The 26683-nt window shown below is 37.9% G+C and carries 24 protein-coding genes and 1 pseudogene; 11 read left to right on the top strand and 14 right to left on the bottom strand.

Annotated features, from left to right (window positions below; all coding sequences use genetic code 11):
• Position 1: 1 nt before the first annotated feature.
• Positions 2 to 1039, top strand: a complete 1038-nt coding sequence (locus V3Z67_RS05600; protein WP_330442377.1) for a hypothetical protein — start codon at positions 2 to 4, stop codon at positions 1037 to 1039.
• Positions 1040 to 1114: 75 nt separating this feature from the next.
• Here V3Z67_RS05600 and V3Z67_RS05595 read toward each other — a convergent pair whose 3' ends face one another.
• The 3 genes from V3Z67_RS05595 to V3Z67_RS05585 all read right to left on the bottom strand — a co-directional run bounded on the left by V3Z67_RS05595 (position 1115) and on the right by V3Z67_RS05585 (position 4188).
• A complete protein-coding gene (locus V3Z67_RS05595; RefSeq protein ID WP_330442376.1) occupies positions 1115 to 2200 on the bottom strand; it encodes a hypothetical protein in 1086 nt (361 codons plus the stop codon).
• Positions 2201 to 2277: 77 nt separating this feature from the next.
• Entirely contained in the window at positions 2278 to 3330 is a 1053-nt protein-coding gene (locus tag V3Z67_RS05590; protein WP_330442375.1) for a glycosyltransferase family 9 protein, read from the bottom strand.
• A gap of 366 nt (positions 3331 to 3696) precedes the next feature.
• Entirely contained in the window at positions 3697 to 4188 is a 492-nt protein-coding gene (locus tag V3Z67_RS05585; protein ID WP_330442374.1) for a DinB family protein, read from the bottom strand.
• Positions 4189 to 4283: 95 nt separating this feature from the next.
• Here V3Z67_RS05585 and V3Z67_RS05580 point away from each other — a divergent pair, with 95 nt between their 5' ends.
• Complete coding sequence (locus V3Z67_RS05580; protein WP_330442373.1) at positions 4284 to 4733, top strand: OsmC family protein; 450 nt, start codon at positions 4284 to 4286, stop codon at positions 4731 to 4733.
• A 122-nt stretch (positions 4734 to 4855) separates the two neighbouring features.
• Here V3Z67_RS05580 and V3Z67_RS05575 read toward each other — a convergent pair whose 3' ends face one another.
• The 4 genes from V3Z67_RS05575 to V3Z67_RS05560 form a co-directional block, all read right to left on the bottom strand.
• The gene (locus V3Z67_RS05575; protein ID WP_330442372.1) at positions 4856 to 5143 is read right to left on the bottom strand and encodes a hypothetical protein; all 288 of its coding nucleotides are present in this window, start codon (positions 5141 to 5143) and stop codon (positions 4856 to 4858) included.
• Positions 5144 to 5302: 159 nt separating this feature from the next.
• Positions 5303 to 5590: a hypothetical protein gene (locus V3Z67_RS05570; protein WP_330442371.1), complete on the bottom strand. Its 288-nt coding sequence runs from the start codon at positions 5588 to 5590 to the stop codon at positions 5303 to 5305.
• A 98-nt stretch (positions 5591 to 5688) separates the two neighbouring features.
• A complete protein-coding gene (locus V3Z67_RS05565) occupies positions 5689 to 6282 on the bottom strand; it encodes a Crp/Fnr family transcriptional regulator (RefSeq protein ID WP_330442370.1) in 594 nt (197 codons plus the stop codon).
• Between the two features lie 61 nt (positions 6283 to 6343).
• Entirely contained in the window at positions 6344 to 7756 is a 1413-nt protein-coding gene (locus V3Z67_RS05560; RefSeq protein ID WP_330442369.1) for a dicarboxylate/amino acid:cation symporter, read from the bottom strand.
• A 542-nt stretch (positions 7757 to 8298) separates the two neighbouring features.
• On the opposite strand from V3Z67_RS05560, the gene V3Z67_RS05555 reads away from it, so the two are divergent.
• A complete protein-coding gene (locus tag V3Z67_RS05555; RefSeq protein ID WP_330442368.1) occupies positions 8299 to 9780 on the top strand; it encodes a tetratricopeptide repeat protein in 1482 nt (493 codons plus the stop codon).
• Here the strand turns inward: V3Z67_RS05555 and V3Z67_RS05550 are convergent.
• Positions 9777 to 9995 carry a hypothetical protein gene (locus V3Z67_RS05550; RefSeq protein WP_330442367.1) on the bottom strand — a complete coding sequence of 73 codons (219 nt, stop codon included), beginning with the start codon at positions 9993 to 9995 and terminating at the stop codon, positions 9777 to 9779. The genes V3Z67_RS05555 and V3Z67_RS05550 overlap by 4 nt on opposite strands.
• Positions 9996 to 10171: 176 nt before the next feature.
• Here V3Z67_RS05550 and V3Z67_RS05545 point away from each other — a divergent pair, with 176 nt between their 5' ends.
• Together V3Z67_RS05545 and dcm are read left to right on the top strand one after the other, a co-directional pair.
• Entirely contained in the window at positions 10172 to 10582 is a 411-nt protein-coding gene (locus tag V3Z67_RS05545) for a hypothetical protein (RefSeq protein WP_330442366.1), read from the top strand.
• Between the two features lie 143 nt (positions 10583 to 10725).
• Positions 10726 to 11967 carry a DNA (cytosine-5-)-methyltransferase gene (dcm, locus tag V3Z67_RS05540; RefSeq protein WP_330442365.1) on the top strand — a complete coding sequence of 414 codons (1242 nt, stop codon included), beginning with the start codon at positions 10726 to 10728 and terminating at the stop codon, positions 11965 to 11967.
• On the opposite strand, the gene V3Z67_RS05535 is transcribed toward dcm, so the two are convergent.
• Positions 11943 to 12710 carry an Eco47II family restriction endonuclease gene (locus V3Z67_RS05535; RefSeq protein WP_330442364.1) on the bottom strand — a complete coding sequence of 256 codons (768 nt, stop codon included), beginning with the start codon at positions 12708 to 12710 and terminating at the stop codon, positions 11943 to 11945. The two genes, dcm and V3Z67_RS05535, sit on opposite strands and share 25 nt — an antisense overlap.
• Before the next feature lie 295 nt (positions 12711 to 13005).
• On the opposite strand from V3Z67_RS05535, the gene V3Z67_RS05530 reads away from it, so the two are divergent.
• The 4 genes and pseudogenes from V3Z67_RS05530 (at position 13006) to V3Z67_RS05515 (ending at position 16278) form a co-directional block, all read left to right on the top strand.
• A complete protein-coding gene (locus V3Z67_RS05530; RefSeq protein WP_330442363.1) occupies positions 13006 to 14355 on the top strand; it encodes an ammonium transporter in 1350 nt (449 codons plus the stop codon).
• A 45-nt stretch (positions 14356 to 14400) separates the two neighbouring features.
• Positions 14401 to 15369: pseudogene (locus V3Z67_RS05525) on the top strand (2-hydroxyacid dehydrogenase); the annotation flags it as partial.
• Entirely contained in the window at positions 15349 to 15765 is a 417-nt protein-coding gene (locus V3Z67_RS05520; protein ID WP_330442493.1) for a VOC family protein, read from the top strand. The pseudogene V3Z67_RS05525 and the gene V3Z67_RS05520, both read left to right, overlap by 21 nt.
• A 129-nt stretch (positions 15766 to 15894) precedes the next feature.
• A complete protein-coding gene (locus V3Z67_RS05515; RefSeq protein WP_330442362.1) occupies positions 15895 to 16278 on the top strand; it encodes a DUF805 domain-containing protein in 384 nt (127 codons plus the stop codon).
• 47 nt (positions 16279 to 16325) lie between these two features.
• On the opposite strand, the gene V3Z67_RS05510 is transcribed toward V3Z67_RS05515, so the two are convergent.
• Positions 16326 to 18149: a lysophospholipid acyltransferase family protein gene (locus V3Z67_RS05510; RefSeq protein WP_330442361.1), complete on the bottom strand. Its 1824-nt coding sequence runs from the start codon at positions 18147 to 18149 to the stop codon at positions 16326 to 16328.
• Positions 18150 to 18340: 191 nt separating this feature from the next.
• Between V3Z67_RS05510 and V3Z67_RS05505 the strand changes: the two genes are divergently transcribed.
• Positions 18341 to 19102, top strand: a complete 762-nt coding sequence (locus V3Z67_RS05505) for an exodeoxyribonuclease III (RefSeq protein WP_330442360.1) — start codon at positions 18341 to 18343, stop codon at positions 19100 to 19102.
• Between the two features lie 35 nt (positions 19103 to 19137).
• Positions 19138 to 20100, top strand: a complete 963-nt coding sequence (locus V3Z67_RS05500; protein WP_330442359.1) for an OmpA family protein — start codon at positions 19138 to 19140, stop codon at positions 20098 to 20100.
• Between the two features lie 74 nt (positions 20101 to 20174).
• Here V3Z67_RS05500 and V3Z67_RS05495 read toward each other — a convergent pair whose 3' ends face one another.
• From V3Z67_RS05495 to radA, 4 genes are all read right to left on the bottom strand, one after another.
• Positions 20175 to 21545, bottom strand: a complete 1371-nt coding sequence (locus tag V3Z67_RS05495; protein ID WP_330442358.1) for a PQQ-dependent sugar dehydrogenase — start codon at positions 21543 to 21545, stop codon at positions 20175 to 20177.
• A gap of 71 nt (positions 21546 to 21616) precedes the next feature.
• Positions 21617 to 23254 (bottom strand): DUF4139 domain-containing protein, encoded by a 1638-nt coding sequence (locus V3Z67_RS05490; protein ID WP_330442357.1) that lies wholly within the window; start codon positions 23252 to 23254, stop codon positions 21617 to 21619.
• A gap of 63 nt (positions 23255 to 23317) precedes the next feature.
• On the bottom strand, positions 23318 to 25309 hold the full coding sequence (locus V3Z67_RS05485; RefSeq protein ID WP_330442356.1) for a biosynthetic peptidoglycan transglycosylase: 1992 nt from the start codon (positions 25307 to 25309) through the stop codon (positions 23318 to 23320).
• 11 nt (positions 25310 to 25320) lie between these two features.
• A complete protein-coding gene (gene radA, locus V3Z67_RS05480; RefSeq protein WP_330442355.1) occupies positions 25321 to 26682 on the bottom strand; it encodes a DNA repair protein RadA in 1362 nt (453 codons plus the stop codon).
• Between the last annotated feature and the right edge of the window lies 1 nt (position 26683).

The raw sequence follows: 26683 nt of genomic DNA, 5'->3' as shown, positions 1-26683 counted from the left end.
TATGCACAAAACACTGTTATACCTATTCCTGTTTTTTACGCTGTTATCCTGTAAAGAGGAGAAAGAGTTACCCTGTAAAGAAGAGAAAGGGTTTACAATAAAAAGTGATACCATTGAACTGAATATAAAAGGGAGATCTGTATATCCATTAAAATATAAGGATATTTATTATTCTGATTTTATAGAGGTTAAAGATGAACCGACTTTTATCCCCAAAGGAACCTTTTGTGTTTTTAATAAAAAAGGTAAAATACTTGGTAAGGCTAAGCTCATTGGTTATGGCACATGGAACACCGGAATTTATGTTCAAAACGACAGTATAGTGTTAAAAGAAAACCCACTTATGCCAGATGCTGTTTCATATTATTGGGATAAGGGTGAAGAGGCCTGGTTAAAAACCAAAGTTACAGATGAAGGTGTTTTTGAGGATGATAACTTCTATGTGTATGCCTTGGATTATGGTGAGTGGGGTGCCGCAACCATATTTAAGGATAAAAAAACCGGAATTGAATACGACGCTAATATATTGCTTCCAAGAGTTTATAAGATTAACGGAGCCTTCTATTTGGTGACTTATACACAGGTTGTAAAAGTGACCGACCCCCGTAAATTAAATAAAGTAAGAGAAGGTTTTTATTATAACAAAATAAAAAAAGACGGACTTAAGGTATTTGACAATGGAGAGCTGGGAAGGTCATTACAGGGAGTGGAAACTGTTTATAAATCAGGGGAAGAGGCTTATTATTATAACGATTTCCCTGAAGAGTATATTGCTTATGCTTTTGTTTACAATAATGAACTTTTCCTGATAATGGTAAATGGTAATGCAATGTATATAGCGAGGATAAATAATGGTGCTTTAGAAAAGGTAAAGGAATTTAGTGAAGGGATTGTTATTGGTCATAATAATCCATACCGAAACGCTTATCTTAATGAAGGGGTAGGTTTTTATTTAAAAGAAGGTGAAAATTTTAAAACAGGTTTACTGGAAATTAAATGCAATACAATCTATCTTCATTATATTAAAACGAAAAAATAGTTATAACAAAAAGCCACTTGTACGAGTGGCTTTTTGTTTATTAAATTTTTACAAAAGGAATGTTAGTCTGGATGACTAAATAACATTAAAAGACTCTCTTTCGGTTATAGATAGCTCAACATCATCTCCATCTATAATATTGTCAAAATGTAAAAAGGCTTCAAAATCAGAGTCATCAATTGGATGGTTAGATAAAGCTACTTGGTCATCCTTTGTGAAGTAAACAGAATTTTCTTCGGTAAAAACTTCATTAAGTGACTTATTAGAGATTCTTTGCCTGTAATTAACTAATGTTTTATATACTGCACATAATTCTGCAAAATGTTTTATCTGGTCTTTTATAAAGGCTATTTGCGAGTTAATGCTTTTAACATGATTATCCCTTGCGTTATTGTAAGCAGTATCGGTAACCTGTCTGGTTCTATGTTCGTTTCTGCAAACAGTGTACATCCTGTCAAGTCTTCCTCCGCTTCTTCTTGTTTCACATACTCTTTCGGTATAATTCTCGGTTTTTAACCTGTTAGGATGTTGTTGGAATGTTAGATTTTCAATATCGTTAAGGTTGGCCGATAGGTTGTGGCTAACAATGTAATTTGTATTATCTAAATCAATTTTAAGCTTGTCAAGTAAACTATTTATTTTAGTTTCATAATCGTCAGATAACAGCTTAATTGTTTCAGATTTTTGGTCAAGCCTTAATATCACGAGTGATTTGGTACGTCCTCTGGTAATACATAGTGCAAACTCACAAATGCTTATTAAGTTAAAAAGTTTGCTAACTCTGTTTTCATGATCAAAAATATAGTTCATAGCATCAGAATATCTTCTCCATTCGTCGCTCCTTATTCCAACACGTCTCCATCGTCTTAAAACCAGGAAGTTTTCCCAAACATCATTAATGTACGAGTAGCGCTCTTCCAGTAAGGAAGTCGAAACAATTTCGTCGACAATTTGCCTTATTTGTTCAGGCAGTTCGTTAAGTTTATTAAGAATTTCTTCATTCTGTTGCTGTACTAGTCTCAGCGTTTTTTTCAGATCTTTCAGATAATTCTTAATTTCATTTAAATCAGCAATTATTCTACGGTTTGCATGGCTCTCATCAATAGCATTGAAAAGACCAGAGGCTGCTGATACACCGGCAAAAACTAAACCCCACGACATAATAAAAAGTTTTAAAATTATTTAAAAGCAATTTATTGATATACAGGGTTTTGTGAAATACCTAATAAAGGGTATTTTTATACCTTTAAGGCTTTATTTATAATTTCTATCCAGCTGTCCATAGTTGTGTCGTTAGTGTTTATGGATTCGCTGCCTTTATTGTATGGTCCGTATGTAGCGGGATTAGTATAAGAGAATAGCCCTATGGTTGGAACAAGCGAAGCCGCTGCCAGGTGCATCATGCCACTATCGGCACCTATAAACACTTCACAGGCTGCCATTACACCGCCTATTTCCCTTATTTCTTTACTGTAGTAGGTAGGAGCTTTAAAATCAATTTGCGATACATTCTCTACAGGCAGTATCTCAATAATATTGTAGTCATTGGCATATTCGGACTTTAGTCTCTCATAAAACGGATCCCACCATTCAGGTTTGTAGCATTTGTCGCCTGTGGCAAAAGTAAATATGGCAATGGTTTTTTTATCATTCTTTACAATATCTTTCACAATGTGCTTACCCTGTTCAAGCTCTTTGTTGCTTAGTCTTAGGTTTAGCGGTGGTACAGGCTTATCGTTTTTCTCATAACCCAGTTTGCTTAAAAAGTACCTAAAGTTATAAACAGGGTATTTAGCCATATGGTTACTATCAGGATACATTTCCTTTATTTTGTCACTAACATCACCAAAGTGTTTAAACTTTGCAGTGGCAAACTTAGTAGACAGCCTTCCCGATGAAGAGGAGTTAACCACGTTGATAACCATATCATAGCGTTTCTTTTTAACCGAAAGCCATGCAAGCGAATAGTTGATAAGTTCCTTAAAAGGTTTGCCCGGCAGTTTTATAATACGGTCTACGTTACTGTAGTTTTCAAAAAGTATAGGTGCAAGTCCGCCTCTCACAAAAATATCAATCTTACAATCCGGAAAGGCCTCGTTTACTTCCTGTAAAAGCGGAGTGATAAGCAATAGGTTACCAAGCCTTTTGTTTGGACGTATTATCAGTATTCTTTTAATTTCAGGTTTTTCCTTTAACTTAAAATCCTTCTCCAGATTTGTAACACCAATATTCCGCGTAAGGCTACGCATTATATTTCTCCTTACAACATTTACTTTTTTTAGGCCACCCATGGTTATTCTAAGATTATATTCGTTAGGTAAGGGCATAAATAGTTAAAAAAAATGAGAATACGTACACATTTATTTAATATTTATCCATTCTTAAGGATTGATATGTCAAAACACTATTTGATTTCTGTTAAAGGTGCTTACTAATAACAAGTTAAATTTAAAACAATACGTTATAAAATTTTCTTATGCTGCTATAACATGTAATCATTGAAAAGCTTTGAACAGTAGAGGTGTATACCTTTATTTTTGTGTTATAAAATCTTGTCACAAAGATGGTGCTTTAATTGGGTATTTAAAACGAAAAGGGACACCAAACGGTGTCCCTTTTTCTTTGTTGATTGATTTGATGATGATTGTACTCCTGTATTAGAAACGTTCCCAAAAGAACGGAGGTGTAATGCCTAAGGCTCTTAAATAAACATATCCCTGTCCCCTGTGGTGTACTTCGTTGTCTATCCAGTACAACATTGAGGAATAGATAGTGTTTTCATAGGTGCCGAATGATTTGATAGGCTGTTCAAAATCCAGACTAAGCAATTTTTCCCATTCCTGGTCAATGTAGGCTGTAGTTTTATCCCAAAACTCCAATAACTGCTGTTTGGTGGTTATTGTTTTTTCGGTTGTGAAATAAGGCAGGTTCTCTATGTTTCTCCATGTTCCGGTAGTTACCCCTTCCACACCATAATAGGCAATACTTACTACTTCAAGCATTATCTCGCCAAAAGTTCTCATGCCTCCTATGCTGTAACTAAAAAGTTCCTCTTCAGGGAAAGCTTCAATGGCCTTTCTGGTAAGGCCGCGGTGTCCTTTCCAATGATTTAAAAACTGCTTTGCTGTTAGTGCTGATACTGTTGTCATAACTGATGATTTTTGATTATGAAGCAAAATTATTATGGGGTAGTGACAACCGTATGTCAGTAGTGAATTGAAAAATTAGCTTTAATTTTAGGGGTATGAAAACACATCATTATTCCACGCAACTGCAATGGACAGGTACAAAAAGTTACACTAGCTATACCCGTGATTATGATATACAAACAGAGGATAAACCCGTTATTTTGGGTTCGTCAGATCCTGCTTTTAGGGGAGACAGTTCGAGATATAACCCCGAGGAAATGCTTTTGACTTCCCTATCATCCTGCCATATGTTATGGTATTTACATTTGTGTTTGGAAGCCGAAGTCATAGTAACGGCTTATGAGGATAATGCTGTTGGAGAGATGGAAGAAACCTCAAACGGATCGGGCAGGTTTGCAAAAGTTATATTGCGTCCTGTGGTCACAGTGCAGGAAGAAAGTATGCTACATAAGGCAAACGAGCTACATCAAAAAGCCAATGAGATGTGTTTTATAGCAAACTCCTGTAATTTCCCGGTACTGCATGAACCGGAAGGTAAAGTATAGGGCTGTATCAAAAATGTCACTCTGAATGTAACGTAGTGAAATGAAGAATCTCAAGTAGAATTGATAGAGATTTTTACTTTCGTCAAAGAATAGGTAATCATTTTTGATACAGCCCCAATAATTTAAATAATAAAAAGATTGAGCAGTGCTATAACAGTGCTTACTGTTATGGTAGCAATTAGCATGTTAAATACTATTTTAGGTTTTTGCTGGGCTAGTACACTGCCGTTAAATCCCATACAGAAAATGGTTATGAAAAAAAGCTGAATCATTTGTGCCGGACTGGTGCCGTTTTGTAATACGAGCATCGCCGCCGCCGATCCTAAGCAACTTTGAAATAGTATACCAAGAGTATTAAACCCTATAAACCCCTTTTTGTAGCTTTCCAGATATTTTTGATATGTTTTCATGACTAAAACCTTTTAACGTTTGTTATACCAAAGTTACTTTTGGAGTCGCTTTCGGTTTTATGACCTGAATCATAATCAAAAAAATAAAGGGCTGCCTTTTTACGGGCAACCCTCTAACATTAAAACAAACGTTGTGTTAGGTTTTAGTAAGAAAATTGATTAGAGTATAAAAACGTTTAATAAGATGATGGCAAAGTTTAGTATTACAGTAGTGATAAGTAGGTTAAACACTACTTTAGGTTTTTGCTGAGCTAAAACGCTACCGTTAAAGCCAGAACAGAATATGGTTATAAAAAACAGCTGAATCATTTGTGCCGGTGTATTACCGTTTTGAAGTACAAACATGGCAGCGATACCACCTAAACAGCTTTGGGCTAAAATGGCTAAAGTATTAAAGCCCATAAATCCTTTTGTGTAATTGTCTAAAAATTTATCATAAGTGCTCATACCAGTAATGTTTTAAATTTATAGTACAAATTTAAGATGCTGATATCCTTTGTTTTATGATAAATATCATGTTCGGTAAATTATTATTACAGTATACTTTATCTGAATATTTTTCGTTCGTTAATACTTAATTCACCCTGCTTTTCGAGTGATTTTATGGCTCTTATAACCGTTTCTACCCTTAGTCCGGTAAGGTCGGCTATCTGCTGGCGGGTTAGGGTTACTCTATATTGCTCGTTTTCACTTTCATTAATAACGTTCTTAAAATAGTCGATAAGGGTTATTATACGGTGTTCTGCATCCTGAGAAGATATCTCTGAAGCCATAATGGCCTTATAATACAGCCTTTGTGCAAGGTTAACTGTCATTGCTACATTAGTGTCAGGGTGGGAGTGCAGTAGTTTAAGGAAAGTTTCTTTAGGGAGCGCATAAAGGGAAGTGTCGTTTGTGGCTACCGCTCCTGCAGGATAAGGCCTGTCCAGAAAAAGGGGAGGCTCGCCAAAGCAATTTCCTTCACTAAACAGTCCCTGTATGAATTCCTTACCTTCCTCATTATAATTATTCATTTTAATTTCCCCACTTATAATCTGGTAATAATACTTAGGGAGATCCCCCTGACTAAAAATAGGTTCCCCTTTTTTAAAGTGCAACTTACGGGCACCAAACTCCAGTAGTATATCTTCCTTTATCATAATGGGGTTATAAGTATATAAATGTAATAAATAAAAAGCCGCACATTGTGCGGCTTTTTATTTATTTGTTTTCGTCGTCATGACTTTCGTAAAGTTCGGTTTTAAATACCTCCTGTGCTTCCAGGGTAGGGTCAAACTCACCTTCCCATTTGGCAATTACTGCCGAAGCCAAACAGTTACCCACCACGTTTATTGAAGTACGGGCCATATCCATTAGTTCATCAATACCCAGTATAATAAATATAGGCCATACAGGTAGGTTAAACGACGCAGCTGTACCCATAAGTATTACCAGCGACGCTCTTGGTATGCCCGCAACACCTTTACTGGTTACCATAAGGGTAAACACCATAATGAGCTGTTCGCCGATGCTAAGGTCTATACCTGCTGCCTGTGCCACAAATACACTGGCCAAAGATAGGTAAAGAGTTGTTCCGTCAAGGTTAAAGCTATAGCCCATAGGCATTACAAATGAAACAATTTTACGCGGAACCCCTATGCTTTCCATTGCCTCCATTGCACGTGGTAAAGCTGCTTCCGAACTTGTTGTGGCAAATGCGATAGATACCGGTTCGCCAATAGCTTTAATAAAGGCTCTTAAATCCAGTTTTATAAATAAGGCTATAGGTACAAATACAATAAGTACAAATACCAGCAGCGCACCATATAGGGTTAGTAAAAGTTTTAGTAGCGGAATAAGTACGCTAAGCCCCATGTGTCCTACAGTATATGCCATAGCTGCACCTACACCTATAGGAGCAAAGTACATAACTATATTGGTAAATTTAAACATTACCTCACTAAGGCTTTGGGTAAAGTCTACCATTACTTTACGTTTCTTTTCGGGCACCATAATCAGGGCAATACCAAATATCACACTGAATACTACTATTTGTAATACCTCACCTTCGGCCATTGATTTAGCTATGTTTTCTGGGAAAATATGCAGTATAATTTGTTGCCATGTTTGAGGTTCGGCAGCCTGTATGGTTTCTGTTACGTCTGTTGGCTGAATAATACCTTCACCCGCTTTAGTAATGTTTATTGCAGCTAAACCTATAAACAGGGCTAGTGTTGTAACAATTTCAAAGTACAGGAGTGATTTCCAGCCCATACGGCCTACCTGTTTAATATTACTGTGCCCTGCAATACCATAAACAAGAGTAGCAAAAATAAGCGGACCAACAATGGTTTTGATAAGCTTTAGGAAAATCTTGCTTAAAACCTGTAATCCCTGTCCGGCTTCGGGCCATTCATGTCCTATTGCTGCACCTATAACAAGGCATACCAGTATCCAAGTGGTAAGGCTACGCTTTTTAACGGCAAAAAGAGTTAGTCCGAAAACCGATGCCCATATAAAGAATTGTGTAACCGCATGTGGTATTGCATCCGTGAAAAAATAGTTCACGGCAAAAACAATTGAGGTTAGCGAAATTATAATAAAGGCAAAATAATTAATGTACTTTGAATTCATATGATGATTTTGTGCTGTAACGTCCTGTTGCAGGATAAAAATTACATAATGATTATTAATGCGCGGTAAAAATAACTGAAAAATAACTTTTTTGCCTAATAAACCTCATTCTTTTCAATGTAAAGAATATAAAGTGATGTTGTCAACACGTATGTCAACATAAATTTTTGTCGCTTATAGAGTACTTATCATTACATTTGCATACCCAAAATTAATAAACAATCCATATAGGATTTTGTGCGCTATTTTTTTAAGGATGAACTAGCTAAACTCGCACCTTCATAGTGGTAGTGATTACAGTGCGATGTTTTTTCAGACCTTACGGCTTGCCGTAAGGTTTTTTTGTTTTATACCGTTTCAGGAGAGTTACATTGAATTTATCCGTTTTTATAACCGAAAAAGTGTGACATTTTAGTAAGTTACTGTCTTTACGTGTTAATGGTAAAAACGATCAAAACACTCATTAGCAAATTGTTGACTTTTGATTTGATTAGTCGGTAATAAGATTTACATTTGACCCAAGCTATTAAAGAGACACATTTATGAAAAATTACGTTAGGGCAATACTGCTCCTGATGCTCTTTTTTATTTCATGTAAACCAGACACCAGCAAAACCCCTGATTTACCCGACGAAGTTGTTAAAAAAAGTATATCGTTAACCGATTTGGGTAACAATCACTGGCGTATGGGTAATTATGAAGAAGCCCTAAAGTATTTTACCGAAGCCTATCAACATGTTAAACAAACTAACGATGAGGTACATATGGCTAACCTGCTTAACAGTTTGGGTTTAATATACTGGCGCCTTGAAAATAATGAGGCTGCAATGGAGTGTTATAACGAGGCTGCACAACTGGCAGAAAAGCTCAATTTACCCCAACTACTGGGTTTAACCTATACTAACAGGGCTCTTATATTAAAGGAGAAGCGTATTTTTAATGAAGCGTTTGAGTTTAACAATAAGGCGATAGATATATTTAAGGGGCTTGACGACCATAGGGATTTGGCTCTTGCCTACAATAACCAGGGGCAGATATACCGCTACGGAGATCAACTGGATGCGGCCTTAAAATACTACAACATATCACTGGAAGAATGCCTTGATAATCATTACACCGAAGGTATGGCCACGGCTTACCAAAACCTTGGGGTAGTATATGCCTTAAAAGGGAACAAGGCTAAAGCATTTGAAAATTCCCGAAAATGCCTAAAGCTCAGTCTTAAACTTAACAGTAAGGTACGTATTAGTGAGGCCTATATGGAGCTGTCGCGCAATCATGAACGTTTTAACAGACCCGATTCGGCACTATATTATTATAAAAAGTATTATGAAGGTCAGCGTGAAATATTGGAGTCCAATCAAAAGGAGCAACTGTTACGCTATCAGGCAGGGTTGGGGGTTGAGGTAAAAAACCTGCGAATCCAAAACCTGCAAAACGAAAAGAAGATAGCCAAAAACCGATTGTATTTTATAGGGTTTGGTGTATTTATAGTATTGTTGATTATTGCTTTTTTTGTGTACAGGTACCTATCCCAAATACGATTTAAAAAGAGTCAGCTGGAATTGGATTTATACAATTCCCAACGCATGATAGATGTAAAGGAAAGGGAGCTTAAAACCTATATACTGGACCTTTCTAAAAAGAATGCCATAATAAATGAATTGAAGGAAGAGAAAGAAAATGAAATTCTGATTGTTAACGAAGAGGTAAGTGAGGAGGATGTAGCCCAATTGTTGGAACAAAAAATACTTACCGATGACGACTGGGAAAAATTCAGGCTACGTTTTAATTCCATTTATCCCGACTTCTTTTCAAGGATAAAAGACAGTCAGATAAACCTTACTGAAGCCGAAATACGCATTATGGTATTAATGCGCCTGGAGCTAAACGGAAAAGACATGGCAAGTATACTAGGCATTTCGCCACAAAGTGTAAGAGTGTGCAAAATGCGCCTTAAAAAGAAACTGCTCAGGGAAGATTATAAATCGGTTGAAGACTTCCTGCTGTATCTTATTAATTAACCCTCCAATTCAGGATGTTCCATAAGATAGTCCTGCAACATGGTTTCAAGCGTTTCGTAATATTTAGAAAGGCTGTTTGAGTCTACCTCGGGGTGTTCCAGTGCCGGAAGTGTTTCCTGTACCTCTCCCAAATAGCTTGACAACTGCGGATATTTCTCCTGAATAAGCACCGTTATCTTAAAAATTTTCTCGGTTATTTCTTTTTTTGTTTCCATAAGTGAGGGATTAAACTATAAAATTACTAAAAAATAAAGTCTTGTTTTTCAGTGTTTTGCAGAATTTTTTAAATAAAAATTATATGCACGCCTACTTTTAGGCACGGTTGTTGGCTTTGCAGTTACAAAACCGCGCTGTTTTTTAGTTTTTAGAAACAGCCCTAAACTGAATAATTATGAAGGCACTTAGAATTTTACTCGTTGGACTATTTTTGATGACAGGAGCACTTGCAAAAGCCCAGGTGTCTGTAAGTGTAAACATGAACATTGGTACTCCGGCACCAGCGCCTGCAGTATGGGTGCCGGCTACACATGTGGAAGCAAGGTATTATTATATGCCCGAAATTAATGTGTATTACGACATAAATGCAAGAAACTATCTATATGTAAGAAACGGGGCTTGGGTACGCACGGCTTATGTACCGGTAGCTTACAGAAACTATGATTTTCACCATTGCCAGAAAGTGGTGGTAAACAATTATTACGGAAGAACTCCTTATACTTACTATAAATCGTATAAAGTTAAAAAGGTTAAACATGCAAAACATTACCATAAACACCCTCGCAGAAGAGTAGCCAGATACTAATACATACACTACATACTTTATAAAATGATAACCGGCGTAAGCCGGTTTTTTTGTTTTATGATTGTTAATAAATATATGCTTTAGATTTAAAAAAAAGATTGTTTTTGAATTAAATTTGTAACCAATGTATAATGTTGAGTAATATGGTTACAAAAGATTACTATACGCTTTCAGAGGCTTCTGAATTACTAGGTAAGAGTAAAGAAACGCTTAGACGTTGGGATAATGATGGTAAGCTCTTAGCGGTAAGAGAGCCTGTTAGTAATTATAGGGTTTACAAAAAAGAAGATTTATTGTTGTTTAAAAATTTCTTCTCCGAAGATTTCGAAAAAGAGGTGACAAATTTTATTGAACCTCGACAAAATTATACAGTTCTTGAGCTTTTTGCAGGTGCAGGAGGGCTTGCTGTTGGTTTGGAGCAAGCGGGTATAAAATGTATTGCCTTAAATGAAATTGATAAATGGGCTTGTGATACTTTAAGGAGTAACAGGCCTAAATGGAATGTGTTGGAAGGGGATATAAAGAATTTTGATTTTTCTAAATATGAAAATGAGGTTGATGTTGTAACTGGAGGGTTTCCATGTCAATCATTTAGTTATGCAGGAAAAAGATTAGGTTTTGAAGATGCAAGAGGTACCCTTTTTTATGAATTTGCTCGTGTAATAAATGAAGTAAAGCCATTAATATGTGTTGGGGAAAATGTAAGGGGTTTATTAAACCATGATAATGGAAGGACTCTACAAGGAATGATTTCTGTTTTAGATGAAATAGGCTATAGGGTCATGCCTGTTAAGGTTTTGAAAGCGATAAACTATAAAGTGCCTCAAAAAAGAGAACGACTAATTCTGGTAGGAGTTAGAAAAGATATTTCAATTGATTACGAATACCCGAAACCGTATAAAAAGATTTATAATTTATCTGATGCACTTAAAAAAGGAGAGTTGTATGACTTTGATGTTCCTAAGTCTGTAGGTGCAAAATATCCTAAAAGTAAAAAAGATGTACTTGATTTAGTTCCTCAAAAAGGATATTGGAGAGATTTGCCGATAGATATTCAAAAGGAATTTATGGGTAAAAGTTTTTATTTAGGAGGAGGTAAAACAGGTATGGCTAGAAGGATAGGCTGGGATGAACCTTGTCTTACTTTGACATGTAGTCCTGCTCAAAAACAAACTGAGCGATGCCATCCCGAAGAGACAAGGCCTTTTACTGTTAGGGAATATGCTAGGATACAAACATTTCCTGATGAATGGGGTTTTAAAGGTTCAGCATCCCAGCAGTATAAACAAATTGGGAATGCTGTGCCAGTAAATTTGGGGAGGGAAATAGGTTATTCAATAGTTAATTTTTTAAATAGATATTATAATTTATCAAAACCTAAATAATAACTAAAATTTTCAAAGGAAATTTGATCAATAATTGTGCGGTTTGATTTCTCTATTTCGTCTTTAATTTCATCCAAAGCTGAGTCTTCCTTTGTTTTAGTAGTGGTTTCTTGGATGGAAGATAAATAATCTTTAATAGCTGTAGGAAGGGACTTGTATAGCTTAAAAAAAGCATCCTTTTGATTAGTTATTAACTCGTAAAATTTGTCGCCGGATATTTTATAAACTCTACTATGGCTATATTCTTTGCCGTTTATATCACCTTTCCATAGTTCGCAAAAACTTGACTTTGCTAAGATTTGTACCCAGTAGCATTTGGCTTTTTTATGAGTGTCAGCATATCTTGAAAGTTTTTGAAATAAAGCTTCAGAAGAACTGCTGTTCATTGTATTGTGCTTGTTTTTAATATCGGCAAATAATGTATCATCATTGGCTTTAATATCAAATCCGCTTAATTGACCAACCTCAAATCCTTTAACGCCACCCAGTACTTGTTCGTGAAATGTCCCAATAGAATTATTAATTGATTTGTCGATTTGTCTTAATATTTCTGATTGTATTAAATCTTCTTCATTGATATTGTTGAAAGAAGAATCAAAAGTTAATTTTATAATATCAACTTTGTTTTTGTAAAATTTCTTTTTAGTTATGTCGTTTTTTGCTGCCAAGTAGGAAGAATGGAGGTTGGCTATGCACTTTATTAGATGCTCATCGGAAATAAAATCTACATATTTGTTTTTCATAAGGTGAAGTTTTATTGAGGCTAAAGTATTAAAATTTTTAAAAATGAGACAAGAAGAATTCATGTTCAAAAAAGGGAAGCCGAAAAATCATCGTATAAAAACTAATTTCCGGTTGGGATATTAAAAAAGTACTGACTAATTTAGAAGAAGAAATCTTTTTGAAAGCATTCATTAATAAATCAAAAAAATAAATGGTAAAAGCAGGGGTGTTTTTAAAATACCCTCAAAAATATAAACTGTAATAATTAAAAAACTATATTTTTATATCTTTAACCCTGTAATTTTAAGGGGTATTATGGAGAAAAAATTAGAAAAACGCTGGATTGTTGCTTTTTTTATAACTGCTGCGGTTGCTATAACCGGATTGTTTTGGGAGCATGCCTCTCCTACCGAAACAACTTCACAATTTAACAGTACCGATAACATAGTACCTGCCGATGTGGCCTGGTTGCTTACGGCTTCGTGCCTGGTATTGCTTATGACACCGGGCTTAGCCTTCTTTTACGGGGGGATGGTAGGGAAAAAGAATGTAATCTCTACTATGCTTAAAAGCTTTATCTGTCTTGGGGTAATAAGTCTGTTATGGGTAGCGGTAGGATTCAGTCTTTCTTTTGGAGAGTCTATAGGTATAACTATCAACGGAGTGAAATATGGTATTATAGGTAATCCAACCGATTTTGCCTTTTTCGATTTTGTAGACGAACATCCGCATGCGCAAATGGCATCAACCATTCCGTTTATCCTTTTTGCCCTTTTCCAAATGAAATTTGCCGTTATCACTCCGGCGATCATTACGGGGTCGCTGGCAGAACGTATCCGTTTTATATCATTCCTTTTATTTATATGTCTTTTCTGTCTGTTTATCTATACACCGTTGTGCCATATGGTTTGGCATCCTAACGGACTCCTTGGTGCTTACTTTGGCGTGAAGGATTTTGCCGGAGGTACCGTGGTACACATGAGTGCCGGTTTTGCCGCCATAGCTGGGGTGCTGGTATTGGGTAAACGTAAAAATGTAGAACACATACCTACTAATATACCTTTTGTACTTCTTGGTACAGGGATGCTTTGGTTTGGTTGGTTCGGTTTTAATGCAGGGTCGGCACTGGCGGCAAATCATACTGCAGCCATGGCATTTGCTACTACAACCATTGCTTCGGCTTCGGCTATGCTTACCTGGGCCTTTTTTGACAGGCTTAACGGAAGGAAGGTTTCGGCATTGGGGTGTTGTATAGGTGCTGTTGTGGGGCTTGTAGCTATTACACCTGCTGCCGGGTTTGTATCTATTCCTAAAAGTATATTCTTCGGTTTTGCGGCTGCTATAGTGTCTAACGTAATGGTACACTGGAAACAGCTTAAAAAAATAGACGATACCCTTGATGTTTTTGCCTGCCATGGTGTAGGCGGTATTATGGGTATGATACTTACGGCTATTTTTGCCGAGGGTGAAAACGCTAGCTTACTGCATGGCGGATGGGGTGTTTTTACACACCACATGATTGCCTTAGTGCTTGTGGCGCTTTTTTCTTTCTTTGGAGCCTTAGTGCTGTACAAATTCACTAACCTGTTTATTCCGCTTCGTGTTTCGGAAGAATCAGAACAACTGGGGTTGGATCTTTCGCAGCATAACGAAACGCTTTCATAAATATGTAATAAACTTTGGTAACTTTGTGTCACAAATACAAGTGACATGACTTTAAATGCTAAAAACGTAAAGGTTTTACATATAGACAGCAACAATCCTGTTTTATGGGATCAGTTGGAACAGGCCGGATTTGAAAATCACGCCGACTACAAATCGACCAAAGAGGAAATAGAAGCTAAAATTCACGAATATAACGGTGTTGTTATCCGTAGCCGTTTTGATATCGATAAAGCTTTTCTTGACAAGGCAACAAACCTTCAGTTCATAGCCCGCGTAGGTGCAGGGCTGGAGAGTATTGATTGTGATTATGCAGAGGCCAAAGGCGTAAACCTTATTGCTGCTCCCGAAGGGAACAGTAACGCGGTAGGGGAGCAGGCTTTGGGTATGCTGTTGTCGCTATTCAATAACCTTAACCGTGCCGACAGGGAAATACGTTCGGGTAAATGGATAAGGGAAGGGAATCGTGGGCATGAGCTTGACGGCAAAACGGTAGGTATTATCGGTTATGGTAATATGGGTAAATCGTTTGCCAAAAAACTACGTGGTTTTGATGTTGAGGTATTGTGCTATGATATAAAACCAATGGTGGCTGATGCGAATGCCAAACAGGTTTCGCTACAAGAGTTACAGGAAAAAGCAGATGTACTTAGCCTGCACACACCCTGGACTCCCGAAACTAATAAAATGGTGAATGCCGACTTCATCAATGCTTTTGCCAAACCGTTTTGGCTAATAAATACGGCACGTGGAAAAAGTGTTGTAACTAAAGATTTAGCTGATGCTATAGAGAGCGGTAAAATTTTAGGTGCTGCACTGGATGTATTGGAATACGAGAAATCTTCATTTGAACATTTATTTACAGATGATAATATACCTGAAGCTTTTCAGTACCTGCTGAATTCTGACAGAGTGCTGTTATCTCCGCATATTGCCGGATGGACTTTTGAAAGCCACGAACGACTGGCGCAGGTTATTGTAGATAAAATTAAAGCGCTGTATTTCGGGGAAACGGAAGCCAATGAGCCGGAGAAACGTGTTACAGGAGTAGGAGGGTTTTTCTTTAAAAGTGAAGATCCGTCTAAGCTTAAAGACTGGTATAAAAAACACCTTGGTCTTAATACCGATGATTATGGCTGTACTTTTTGGTGGATGGATGACAAAGGAAATAAAGCATCTACACAATGGTCGCCTTTTGCAGCCGACACCAAATACTTTGAGCCTTCGCAAAAACAGTTTATGCAAAACTTTAGAGTGCATAATCTGGATGGTTTGCTGGTTAAACTAAAAGAGGAAGGTGTAACCCTTGTTGGTGAGCCCGAGGCGTATGATTATGGCAAGTTTGCCTGGATAGTAGACCCCGAAGGTAATAAAATAGAGTTGTGGGAACCTATTGACAGAGTATTTCTTTAACTAAAAATATTTTTGAGGAAATAAATTATTGTAAGAAATAAACTATTTTCGCATTTTGAGCTGAACAATATAACAGGGAGTAACCGAAAATCCTTAAGAGTAGGACAAACCAAACAATAAAAGTAAAAAATGATTAATTGGTATCTAAAAGTAGTTAGAGATAACTATGTGAATTTTAACGGAAGGGCAAGAAGAAGTGAATATTGGTATTTTACTCTATGTAATGTTTTGATATCTATATTTTTAGCGATTATAGGTTATGTGCTTGAATTAAATTTTATAGGTGATATTTATAGTTTAGCTGTGCTTCTTCCTGGTTTAGCTGTGGCTGTAAGAAGACTCCATGATGTAAATAAGAGCGGATGGTTTTTGTTAATAGGTCTTATACCATTAATTGGTGCAATTTGGTTAATTGTAGTTTTAGCTACTGATGGAGATAGCGGTTCTAACCAATATGGTGAAGATCCTAAAAATCCTTATAACGAAGTTGATGAAATAGGTGTTGAGCAATAATAAATATCCGCTTTACAATAAAAAAGCCTTCCAAACGGAAGGCTTTTTTATTGTTCTTCTTTTTCGGAAAGTTTACGTTCCAGTTCGGCCTGAAACTCTTCCATTACCGGTTTTACGGTGCTTTCCGGCAAATCGGCTATCCTTATGTACATTAATCCGTCAATAGCGTTATTAAACAACGGATCTACGTTAAAGGCAATAACCTTAGCGTTTTGCTTAATGTATTTTTTAATAAGAACCGGAAGCCTAAGGTTGTTAGGTTCCACTTCTTCTATAATCTTGTCAAACTTATTAAGGTCTGATTCGGTTTCGTTAAAAACAAAATCCTTATCGGCATCCTTAAGTTTTACTTTGTATTCTTTTTTCGGGTGAATGTATTGGGCTATGTAAGGGTCGTAATAATGCGACTTCATAAACTCAATCATCAGCGATTTTGAGAACTCAGAGAACTGGTTACTAATACTTACCCCGCCTATAAGGTACTTGTGTTCAGGGTATCTTAATGTGGTGTGTACAATACCTTTCCATAACAGGAATAAAGGCATTGGTTTTTGCTGGTATTCCTTAATAATAAATGCCCTGCCCATTTCAATGGATTTTGACATCATATCATACAGTTCCGGTTCAAAACGGAAAAGATCGTGCAGATAAAAACCATCTATACCGTATTTGGTATAAATCTCGGTACCCAGCCCCATACGGTAAGCCCCGGCAATGCATTTGGCATCTTCGTCCCAAAGGAACATATGGTGGTAATACTTATCATATTTATCAAGGTCAAGTGACTCGTTAGTACCTTCGCCTACCTCCCTGAAGGTAATTTCCCTAAGTCGGCCTATTTCATGTAGGATGTTCGGAATTTTATCTGCCGAAACAAAAAACACTTCATAGTTTTTGCTTTGTAAAAGGCGATAATCCCCTTTTCTTAAAAGCTTTATTTCCGAAAGTATTTGGGAATGGTTAGCCGGACCTGCAATTTCTTTAGGGCTTCTTGGTATTTTAATATTAAGGCTCGAAGTAAGGTTGGAAGCATCTATAAGCTTAGTGCCTTTTTCAAATGGGTTTGCAAGCATATAGGTTTTTCGTCTTAAAAATTCTGAGTAAGCCTCAACAGTTTCATGTTCCTTTTGTTCGGCAACCGATATAGGTTTGCCTATTCTTACTTTTATAACTCTGTCTTTTTGTGTAAGCAGTTCGCTTGGCAGTTTTGCCGTACGCATGGTATCGCTTATTTTAGACAGCCAGTAAAACAGCCTGCTGTTTTTAGCATGGAAGTAAATAGGTATAACCGGAACCTGTGCTTTTTTAATAAGCTTAATAGCTCCTTCTTCCCATGGCTTGTCTACAAGCAGTCTTCCGTCTTTGTAGGTAGAAACCTCCCCGGCAGGGAAAATTCCCAAAGGCATTTCGTCACTCAAGTGTCTTAAAGCATCTTTAATCCCGGCAACGCTCGATTTTGCATCCTTATGGTTTTCAAAAGGATTAACCGGCATTACAAACGGTTTAAGTGGCTCAATGCGGTGGAGTAAAAAGTTGGCAATAATTTTAAAATTTGGATCTTTTTCAACCATTAATTTTAAAAGTAGTATGCCGTCTATGCCTCCCAGCGGATGGTTTGATATGGTTATGTAAGGTCCCTGTTTAGGGATGCGTTTTAAGTCTTCTTCAGGAATTTCAAACTTAATCTGAAATTCGTTCAATATAGAGTTAAGGAACTCAACACCCTCAAGATGTTTGTTCCTATCATATATTTTGTTTAGGGTTGATATCTTTAGAACTTTCATTAGCAACCAGCCTGAAAAGGTTCCCAAAACCCCATATTTATCGGCCTTAATTGCTTTTGCAACTTCTTTAGAGGTAACTAAGCTCATTTACATTAGTGTTACTGCAAGAAACAAAGATAACAATTCTGAACAAACGGTGGGGGCGATTATTGTTTTTAAGGCAGTAAAAGATGAGTTTTTTTGTAGTTTTCTGAAAACAAGTCGGTTATAATGTATTGTTGCACAAATTGTTATATTCATCCTTTTTTGGTTATTTTTGAACCAAATAAAAAGGGAAAATGAGGATTATTTCATACAATGTAAATGGTATAAGGGCAGCATTTACAAAAGGGTTTATGGAGTGGTTAACACAAGCCGACCCCGATATTATTTGCCTGCAGGAAACAAAAGCAACTCACGATCAGGTAGACGTACAGCAAATTGAGGCTGCGGGATACCCCTATCACTATTGGTTTTCGGCCCAAAAAAAGGGATATAGCGGTGTGGCAATATTCTCTAAGCATAAGCCAAACAATGTGGTTTATGGTACAGGAATTGATTATATGGACTTTGAAGGACGTAATATAAGGCTTGACTTTGATACGTTTTCGGTAATGAGTCTTTATCTGCCGTCAGGTACTAATATCGACAGGTTAGAGCATAAGTTTCAATACATGAGGGATTTTCACGACTACGTGGATAACCTGAAAAAAGAAATCCCTAACCTTATTATATGCGGTGATTACAATATATGTCACGAAGCGATAGATATTCACGACCCGGTGCGAAATGCAAAAGTATCAGGTTTTCTTCCGGAGGAAAGAGCCTGGCTGGATGCCTTTATCAAAAACGGGTTTATAGATACATTCCGTCATTTTAATAAGGAACCGCACAATTACAGCTGGTGGAGTTACAGGGCCAATGCCCGTAACAATAACAAAGGATGGCGTATAGATTATGCCATGGCTACCGAGCCTATGCGTGAAAGGCTTACAAGGGCTGTTATTTTACCCGAAGCCAAACACAGTGACCACTGCCCTATAGTAGTGGAATTTGAATAAAAACCTAATTAATTACTAAATACACGAATACACAAATGGTAAAGCAAATTACTGCAGGTATACTTTTAATGGCACTTACTACATCGTGTGTGTCATCAAAGGTTTATAAGGATCTGGAAAATAAATATGCCGATCTTAAAAAAGAAAATCGTGCCCTGGCCGATGAAAATTCAACACTGGCTCAGGAGAAAAACAACCTTGATCTTCAGTCGAAAGATTTACAGTCACAACTGGATAAGGCTAAAGAGGAAAGAGATAAACTTGCTGCCGATTATGCTGCAACAAAAAACAGCCTTGACAACCTTAAGGCATCCTACAGTGCATTAGAGAAAAACAGTAGTGCTGCGCTTGACAGTAATATGAAAAAGAACAGGGAGCTTTTAGCCGAACTTGAGGCTAAAGAAAAAGCCCTTGCTGCCGAGCAGGAAAGATTAAACAAGCTGAAAAGCGACTTGCAGGAGCGTTCACAACGTGTAGATGAGCTTGAAGGTATGATTGCTGCTCAGGAAGAAGGTTTAAGAGCGCTTAAAGAAACCCTTTCAAGAGCCCTTAACGGTTTTGAAGGTAAAGGTCTTACTGTAGAGCACAAAAACGGGAAGGTATATGTGTCTATGGAGAATAAACTGTTATTCAACTCCGGGAGCTGGACAGTAGGTACTGAAGGGAAAAGAGCAGTAACTGAAGTAGCTAAAGTACTTGCTACTAACCCTGATATTACTGTACTTATTGAAGGACATACAGATAATGTACCTTATAACGGATCAGGACAGATTGCTGATAACTGGGATCTTTCTACAAAACGTGCTACGGCTATTGTAAACATTATTCGTGATAATAAAGGTGTTGACCCTAAAAACTTAACTGCAGCCGGTAGGGGAGAATTTGCTCCAGTAGCTGATAACGATTCTGCAGAGGGAAGATCTAAAAACAGAAGGATAGAAATTATCCTTACACCAAAACTGGATGAAATTTCAAAAATGCTTAACGATATAGAATAAGCTGATTTATACAGAAACAAAAAGCCCGGAAGTATTTGCTTCCGGGCTTTTTTAATCAAGGATAGTTGTGTACTTTATTTTACTGCCAGCTTATAATTATACTTAGAACCGTTTACATCGGTAAGAGCTAAAATGTATAAGCCGTTTGAAAGTCCTGATATATCAAGACTGTTCAGTTCAATATTTTCCAGCGGTTTGTTTAAAAGCACTTTTCCGCTTGTATCATATATGTGAGCCCTCTCTAAAGGAGTATTCACAGTATTATTTTTTATAAACAGGTTTTGTGATGCCGGGTTAGGATAAACAGCAAACTGACTACCGTTAACATCTTCCAGTCCAAGATTAGCATCTTTTATATGGTATATAATGCCGCTCATTCCTGTAATGTATAGCTCTCCGTTTGCATCTTCGCCAAATGTGGTAAAGTTACTTCCGCCTACGGCTTGAACCTCTTCTATGTTTGCTTCGGTATCTACAGAGCTTACCACGTTAGAGCAGTAGTCGGCATAGAAATACATACCCTGCATACCCGGATACATAGTTCCTCTGTAAACATATCCTCCTGTTATAGAGCAGCCTCCTGTTTCACTATGGGTATATTGCGCATAAGGCATTACGGTTCCTGTAACTCCGACACATTCGCTCATGTCATATTCGTCACTGCCTTCGTAACAACGCCATCCGTAGTTAAGTCCTGCCGAGGTCCCGTCAACTTTGTTTATTTCCTCAATCGCATTTTGACCCACATCGGCAATCCATAAATCACCAGTAGCCGAGTCAAACGAAAACTTCCACGGGTTACGTAATCCATAAGCCCAAATCTCCTCTACATTGCTTGTTCCTGCAAAAGGATTATCTCCCGGTATATCATACGAGCCATCGTCCTGAACATCTATACGAAGCAGTTTCCCTAAATAACTTTCCAGGTTTTGGGCATTGTTATTAGGGTCACCACCGCTACCGCCATCACCCATAGCAATGTACAGGTAACCATCCGGTCCAAATTGTAGGCAACCACCGTTATGGTTGCTAAATGGCTGTGGTACGTTTATCATCATTACTTCACTGTCGGGGTCGGCAGCATTCTCATCTGCATCACTTACAGTAAAGCGGGAAATAACTGTTGTGCCGTCGCCATTGGTATAATTTACATAAAAATATCCGTTGGTGGCATAGTCAGGATGGAAAGCCAGTCCTAACAGTCCGCGTTCCCCTCCGGTTGAGATAAGATCGCTTATGTCCAGAAAGGTAGTTGCATCAGGGTTTACATCATCAATAAAACGGATAAGCCCGCCCTGCTCGGCTATAAATATGCGCTCATCTCCGGCATTGGTTATTACTACCGGCGAATTAAACCCTGTAGCATACATTTCCAGTTCGGGTTGTGCCTGTGAAAAAACAGCCCCTGTACAGAGGCAAACAACAAAAGTAAATAGTGTTTTCATAGCTAAATTGTATTGGTTGTTTTTTAAAAGTAATAATAAATTAATAATACAACAAGCTGGTTAACATAAACTTATAGGTTATAAATGGGTTTGTCTTTCGGGTAGCGTACTTTATAGCTTATACGAAGTTTCTTATTCTCTCCCGGTTTTAGCTTCAGTCCCCAAGTTAAAACTCCGGTTTCTTTGTTTATTTTGGCACCATCACTTTCCAGTAATTCTACCTGAATATCCTTATCAGTACTAATAGGGTACTGGTCTTTTAGCATTAGTGATACGGTTTCTTTTTTGTTGTTTTTTACAGTGAGGTCGTAGGTAAAGGTTTGCTCTTTGTAAGATGAAAGGAACTTGGATCCCGACTTATCGGCCACTTTTTCCCTTTTAACCGATACCTTTTTGTCACGACCCATACTTAACCTTAGAGTGTCACTGGTACTGTTTGGGTCTATGTATGTTTTTCCGGCATACATACCTTCAAAAATAATATTGGCTTCACCGCTTAATAGGTTGTATTTGGAGTAGTCTTCTATTTCGGCAAGCAGGAAAGTTTCTTTTTCCAGTTTTGGAACCGAATAATGCCTGTATGAGGCAGGAAGTTTTATTTCCTTCAGTGTAACGCTGTGTTTTTTACCATTGCTTAAAATATCATAAGGCACATCAATATCAAACGAAACCGTAAGCTGGTTTTCAGTTATGGCTACATATTCATCAAGGGAAGATTCTCTTTTATATATAGTATCTACTGCTCCCGGAGCACCTCTGCCCGATGAAATTTTTACCCCAGCTACCGCTCCCTGTAAATTGTTTAAGACGGCCGCATTTGCTCTGTCTTCAATCGCATAAGCTGGGTTAAATCTCAAAAACCAAGCGCTTAATATAGGTGCCTCATTGTTTTGGTTAGGCTGTCCGCTTGATAAGGTAAGTTTTATTTTTTTCCAGTCAACTCCGGTTTGTTGTGTTACCTGTGCCTTATACATCATGTTAATAGGTTCAGATATACTTTCGGCTCTAAGGTCATAAAAAGGAGACCATGTGGCACTTTGTGTAAGGTAGCTTATGGAAAGCGGAACATTACCTGCCGTTTCATTCATTACCTGTAATACCAGTTTGCCCTGTGAGTCTTTTTCTGTTTTACTGGTGTTTACCTCCAGTTTTCGGTTAAGGCGGGTAATGTTTTCAGCGATTTTTTTCTCCTGTGTCAATAATGTATTTATGGTATTTGCAGTTTCAGTTCTTTTGGCTTTGTAATAGTCTACCATTTTCATAAGCTCGGCTACACTTAACCCCGAATCCTGACCGTATACCTGATTGTTCTTGTCCAGTAATTCCAGTATCTTTTCTTCAGATGTTTTGGCATTTATGATCCTTCTAAATTCTTGAGTTAAAAGGGTAATACTGTCGCGCACCTGTTTTACCTGCGGAGAGGTTTCATCCGGCGTATATTCTGAAATGTAATTTCGGGTAAACTGTACCGAAAGTACCGTAAGGGTAGAAGGTGCGCCAATTTGCACTGTACTCTCGTTAAGGTAATCGGCTACATTTTTAATAACTATCTCACTTGTACCTGCCGGAAGTTTTACGTTTGCTGTATGGGTAAGTTCGGCGCCGTTAAAATATACGGTAGCCGATTTAGCTTCGGCATTTGTAAATACCGGTTTTTGTGCCACCATTACATTGCCGGCCAATAATAAAATAATCAGAAGTGCTCTCATAACAATTTAATTTGCATTTATTGTTATAGAGCATAAAAATGGGTTTAAGGTTGGGAGAAGGGGTTAATTTTCTCCGCCAAATAGTTTTTTAAAGAATCCTGCTGTCTCGGTAGTGTCAATTTCCGGTACGGCTTCTTCCCTAATTTTAAGCCATTCTCTTGCAGGTCCGGTAACATCAATCTGTCCGGTTTGACCAGTGGTGTCATTCGCCTGAATCACCCCACGGTTTACCATTAGTTTCTTGATATAGTTGTCGTGTGTTACGGCAAAATCTCTTAGCTCGCCCCTGTCGTTAAAGCGCCACATGAACTTTTTAGGCCTCGGGATTATACTTGCTAAATAAACCGACTCGTCCAGTGACAGCACCAATGGTGGTTTTTGGAAATAATATTGTGCCGCTTCGCCCACGCCATATACATTAGGTCCCCATTCAATAATGTTGAGGTATACTTCAAACATTCTTTCCTTACTGGCAATACGGTTGTTTTCTAGTATGTAAACCAACAGTATTTCTTCGAGTTTTCGTGAAAGGGTCTTCTCGCGGGTAAGGAAAACATTTTTTACCAGCTGCATACTTATGGTACTGGCTCCACGTGCAAATTTTTTGGTTTGTATGTTCTTTACGATACTTTGTTTAAATGCCTCGTTAATAAAACCCCTGTGATGGAAAAACGAAGGATCTTCGCTTGTTAGTACAGCATTTTTAAGGAAATCGGGGATATGGTCATACGGTGTGTAGTTAGGGTTATCCGGACCCACAACTATAGGACGTTGTTTAACACCGTTATCAATAGCCCTGTATACAAACGAGCTGTTGAGTTTACCCAAATCGGCCTCTCCGTATTTTTTGATTTTAAAGCCTTCTTTTTTTAGGCTACTGTCAAAAACAATATCGTCGGGTTTGTTTTTGTTGTACATAAAGTCAAGCTGATAACTAAAATTACCATCGGCTTCCATCCCTTCAAAATGAGTAAACAGTCCGTTAGGCAGGGAGTTGATAAACTCCTGTGCCTTCATATCAGGAATTGTTGCCTTTAACTGGTAAACGGTGTCTTTCTCTATACTGTAACGAACAAACGGCTGTATTTTTATTTTGTTGAGTTGCATGGCAGAGGTACTGTCCAGTTCTATAAAATCAGGTCCGAAAAGAAAATGGTAGTCAAAACGGGCACTGTTTATTACTACATCTTTTTTGGAAATTTTGGGATGATTTACCATAAAATTGCCAATAGAAGCAAAACCGTCTACCCTGAACTCATCTCCGCTAAGGTTTATATTCTCTACATTTACCCTGATGGAATCAAAACCTGATTTAAGTCCGAAACGCTCGTCAAGGTAAGGGACAATAATCCTGCCTTTGTCTGAGTTGTAAAACTTAAGGTCGGCCTGCCTGTTTCTTGGATCGGCAAAACCTTTTACCTCCCAGTTTTGCGAAAGGCTGTCGGTCTCCACTGCCATAAACGATTCCAGCTGTTCGTTAACCAGCCTTAACTGTTTCAGGTTGAGGTTTACCCTGCGTCCGTTATCGTTAACGGTAAGTGCCAGGTTTTCTAGCTGCATATCGGTAGGGATAAGGTTTAATAACTTATGTAGCAGCTTGTATGTTTTACGGGCATAATCAGGACCTTCGCTTTTGGTTTTTGATACCGTTCCCTTTTTGCGATGCAGGAACGATTCAAAGTTTTTCCCTTTTTCGTTTTGAATTAACTGAATGTAACCGTTTTTCATTTCAAGCATTCCCAGCTGTACTTCGCCTGCTAAAAGGCGTGACAGGTTAATGCTTGTTTTTACAGTTTCTATTTTCAGTAGTGTGTCACCCTGTTTAGGTTTTAATGATACATTACTGACTTCGATACCCGACAGCCCTTTAAAAGAGGCATTGCCAACAGTAAACGTGCTGTTGTATTCGGTATTCATTTTGGCTATAGTCTTATCTATAGCCTTATTTAAAAATGTATTGCGAAAGGCAAAAAAGCCTATAATTAAAAGTACCAGTAGTGCGGCAACTATTTTAAGGGTGAGTATAGCTGCTTTTTTAGGATTGATTTTTCGCATAGTGTATCCTGTTACCCGAATAAATGACCTGCTACATCTTCTATTTTAGAGACCAGCTTTATTTCTATCAGGGTGTTTTTAAGTGAAATCTTATTGTACTTAGATACAAAAATAGTGGAAAAACCTAATTTTTCGGCTTCTAAAATGCGTTGTTCCACACGGTTAACGGGGCGAATTTCTCCCGAAAGTCCTATTTCTCCCGCAAAACAAAAGTCTTTTCCTACGGGTATGTCTTCGTTAGAAGATAATATGGCTGCCACTACGGCCAGATCAATAGCCGGGTCGTCTACATTTATACCGCCGGTAATGTTAAGGAAGACATCTTTTGCTGCGAGCCTGAATCCGGCTCTTTTTTCAAGTACGGCGAGTACCATATTGAGCCTTTTGGCATTGTAGCCTGTTGTGCTTCGCTGCGGAGTACCATATACAGCAGAACTCACCAATGCCTGTATCTCTACCATAAGCGGGCGCATGCCTTCCATAGTGGTGGCTATTGCTGTACCGCTAAGTTCTTCTTCCTTGTGGGATATTAGTATTTCCGAAGGGTTTGCCACTTCTCTAAGCCCTGTTCCCAGCATTTCGTAAATGCCCAGTTCGGCAGTAGATCCAAATCGGTTTTTGAGGGAACGGAGTATGCGGTATACATGATTTCGGTCACCTTCAAACTGAAGTACAGTATCTACCATGTGCTCCAGTATTTTTGGTCCGGCAATGCTACCGTCTTTGGTAATGTGGCCAATAAGGATAACCGGTACATTGGTCTCTTTGGCAAACTTAATAAGCTCGGCAGTGGTTTCCCTTATCTGTGAGATACTTCCGGCAGACGATTCTATAAAATCAGTATGCAGTGTTTGGATAGAGTCGATTATCACTACTTCGGGTTCAATCGCAGCTATTTGCTTAAAAATATTCTGTGTTTTGGTTTCGGTTAGGATAAAGCAATTGTCTGCCGATGGAGTAATCCTTTCGGCACGCATTTTTATCTGTTTCTGGCTTTCCTCACCCGATACATAAAGTGTTTTGTAAGGAAGTCGAAGCGATATCTGTAAAAGCAGCGTACTTTTACCTATGCCGGGTTCACCGCCTAAAAGGGTAAGTGAACCGGGTACCAGGCCACCGCCCAGTACACGGTTTAATTCTCCGTCGCCCGTATTAAGGCGAATTTCCTGAGAAGAGTCTATTTCATTAATGCGTAATGGCTTTGCAGCTCTTTTAACTGCGGGAGACGATGGTTTCCATGCCTGTTTTTCCTCCTTCTGGATTACTTCTTCAACAATGGTGTTCCATTCCCTGCACGAATTGCACTGTCCCTGCCATTTAGAGTACTGGGTGCCGCAATTCTGACAAAAAAAAGCTGTTTTTAACTTAGCCATA

Origin of the sequence: Flavobacterium sp. C4GT6 (genome assembly GCF_036347315.1) — a bacterium.
Classification (GTDB): domain Bacteria; phylum Bacteroidota; class Bacteroidia; order Flavobacteriales; family Flavobacteriaceae; genus Flavobacterium.
Note: the sequence above shows the minus strand (reverse complement) of the source record. Positions and strands in the feature narration are given on the sequence as shown.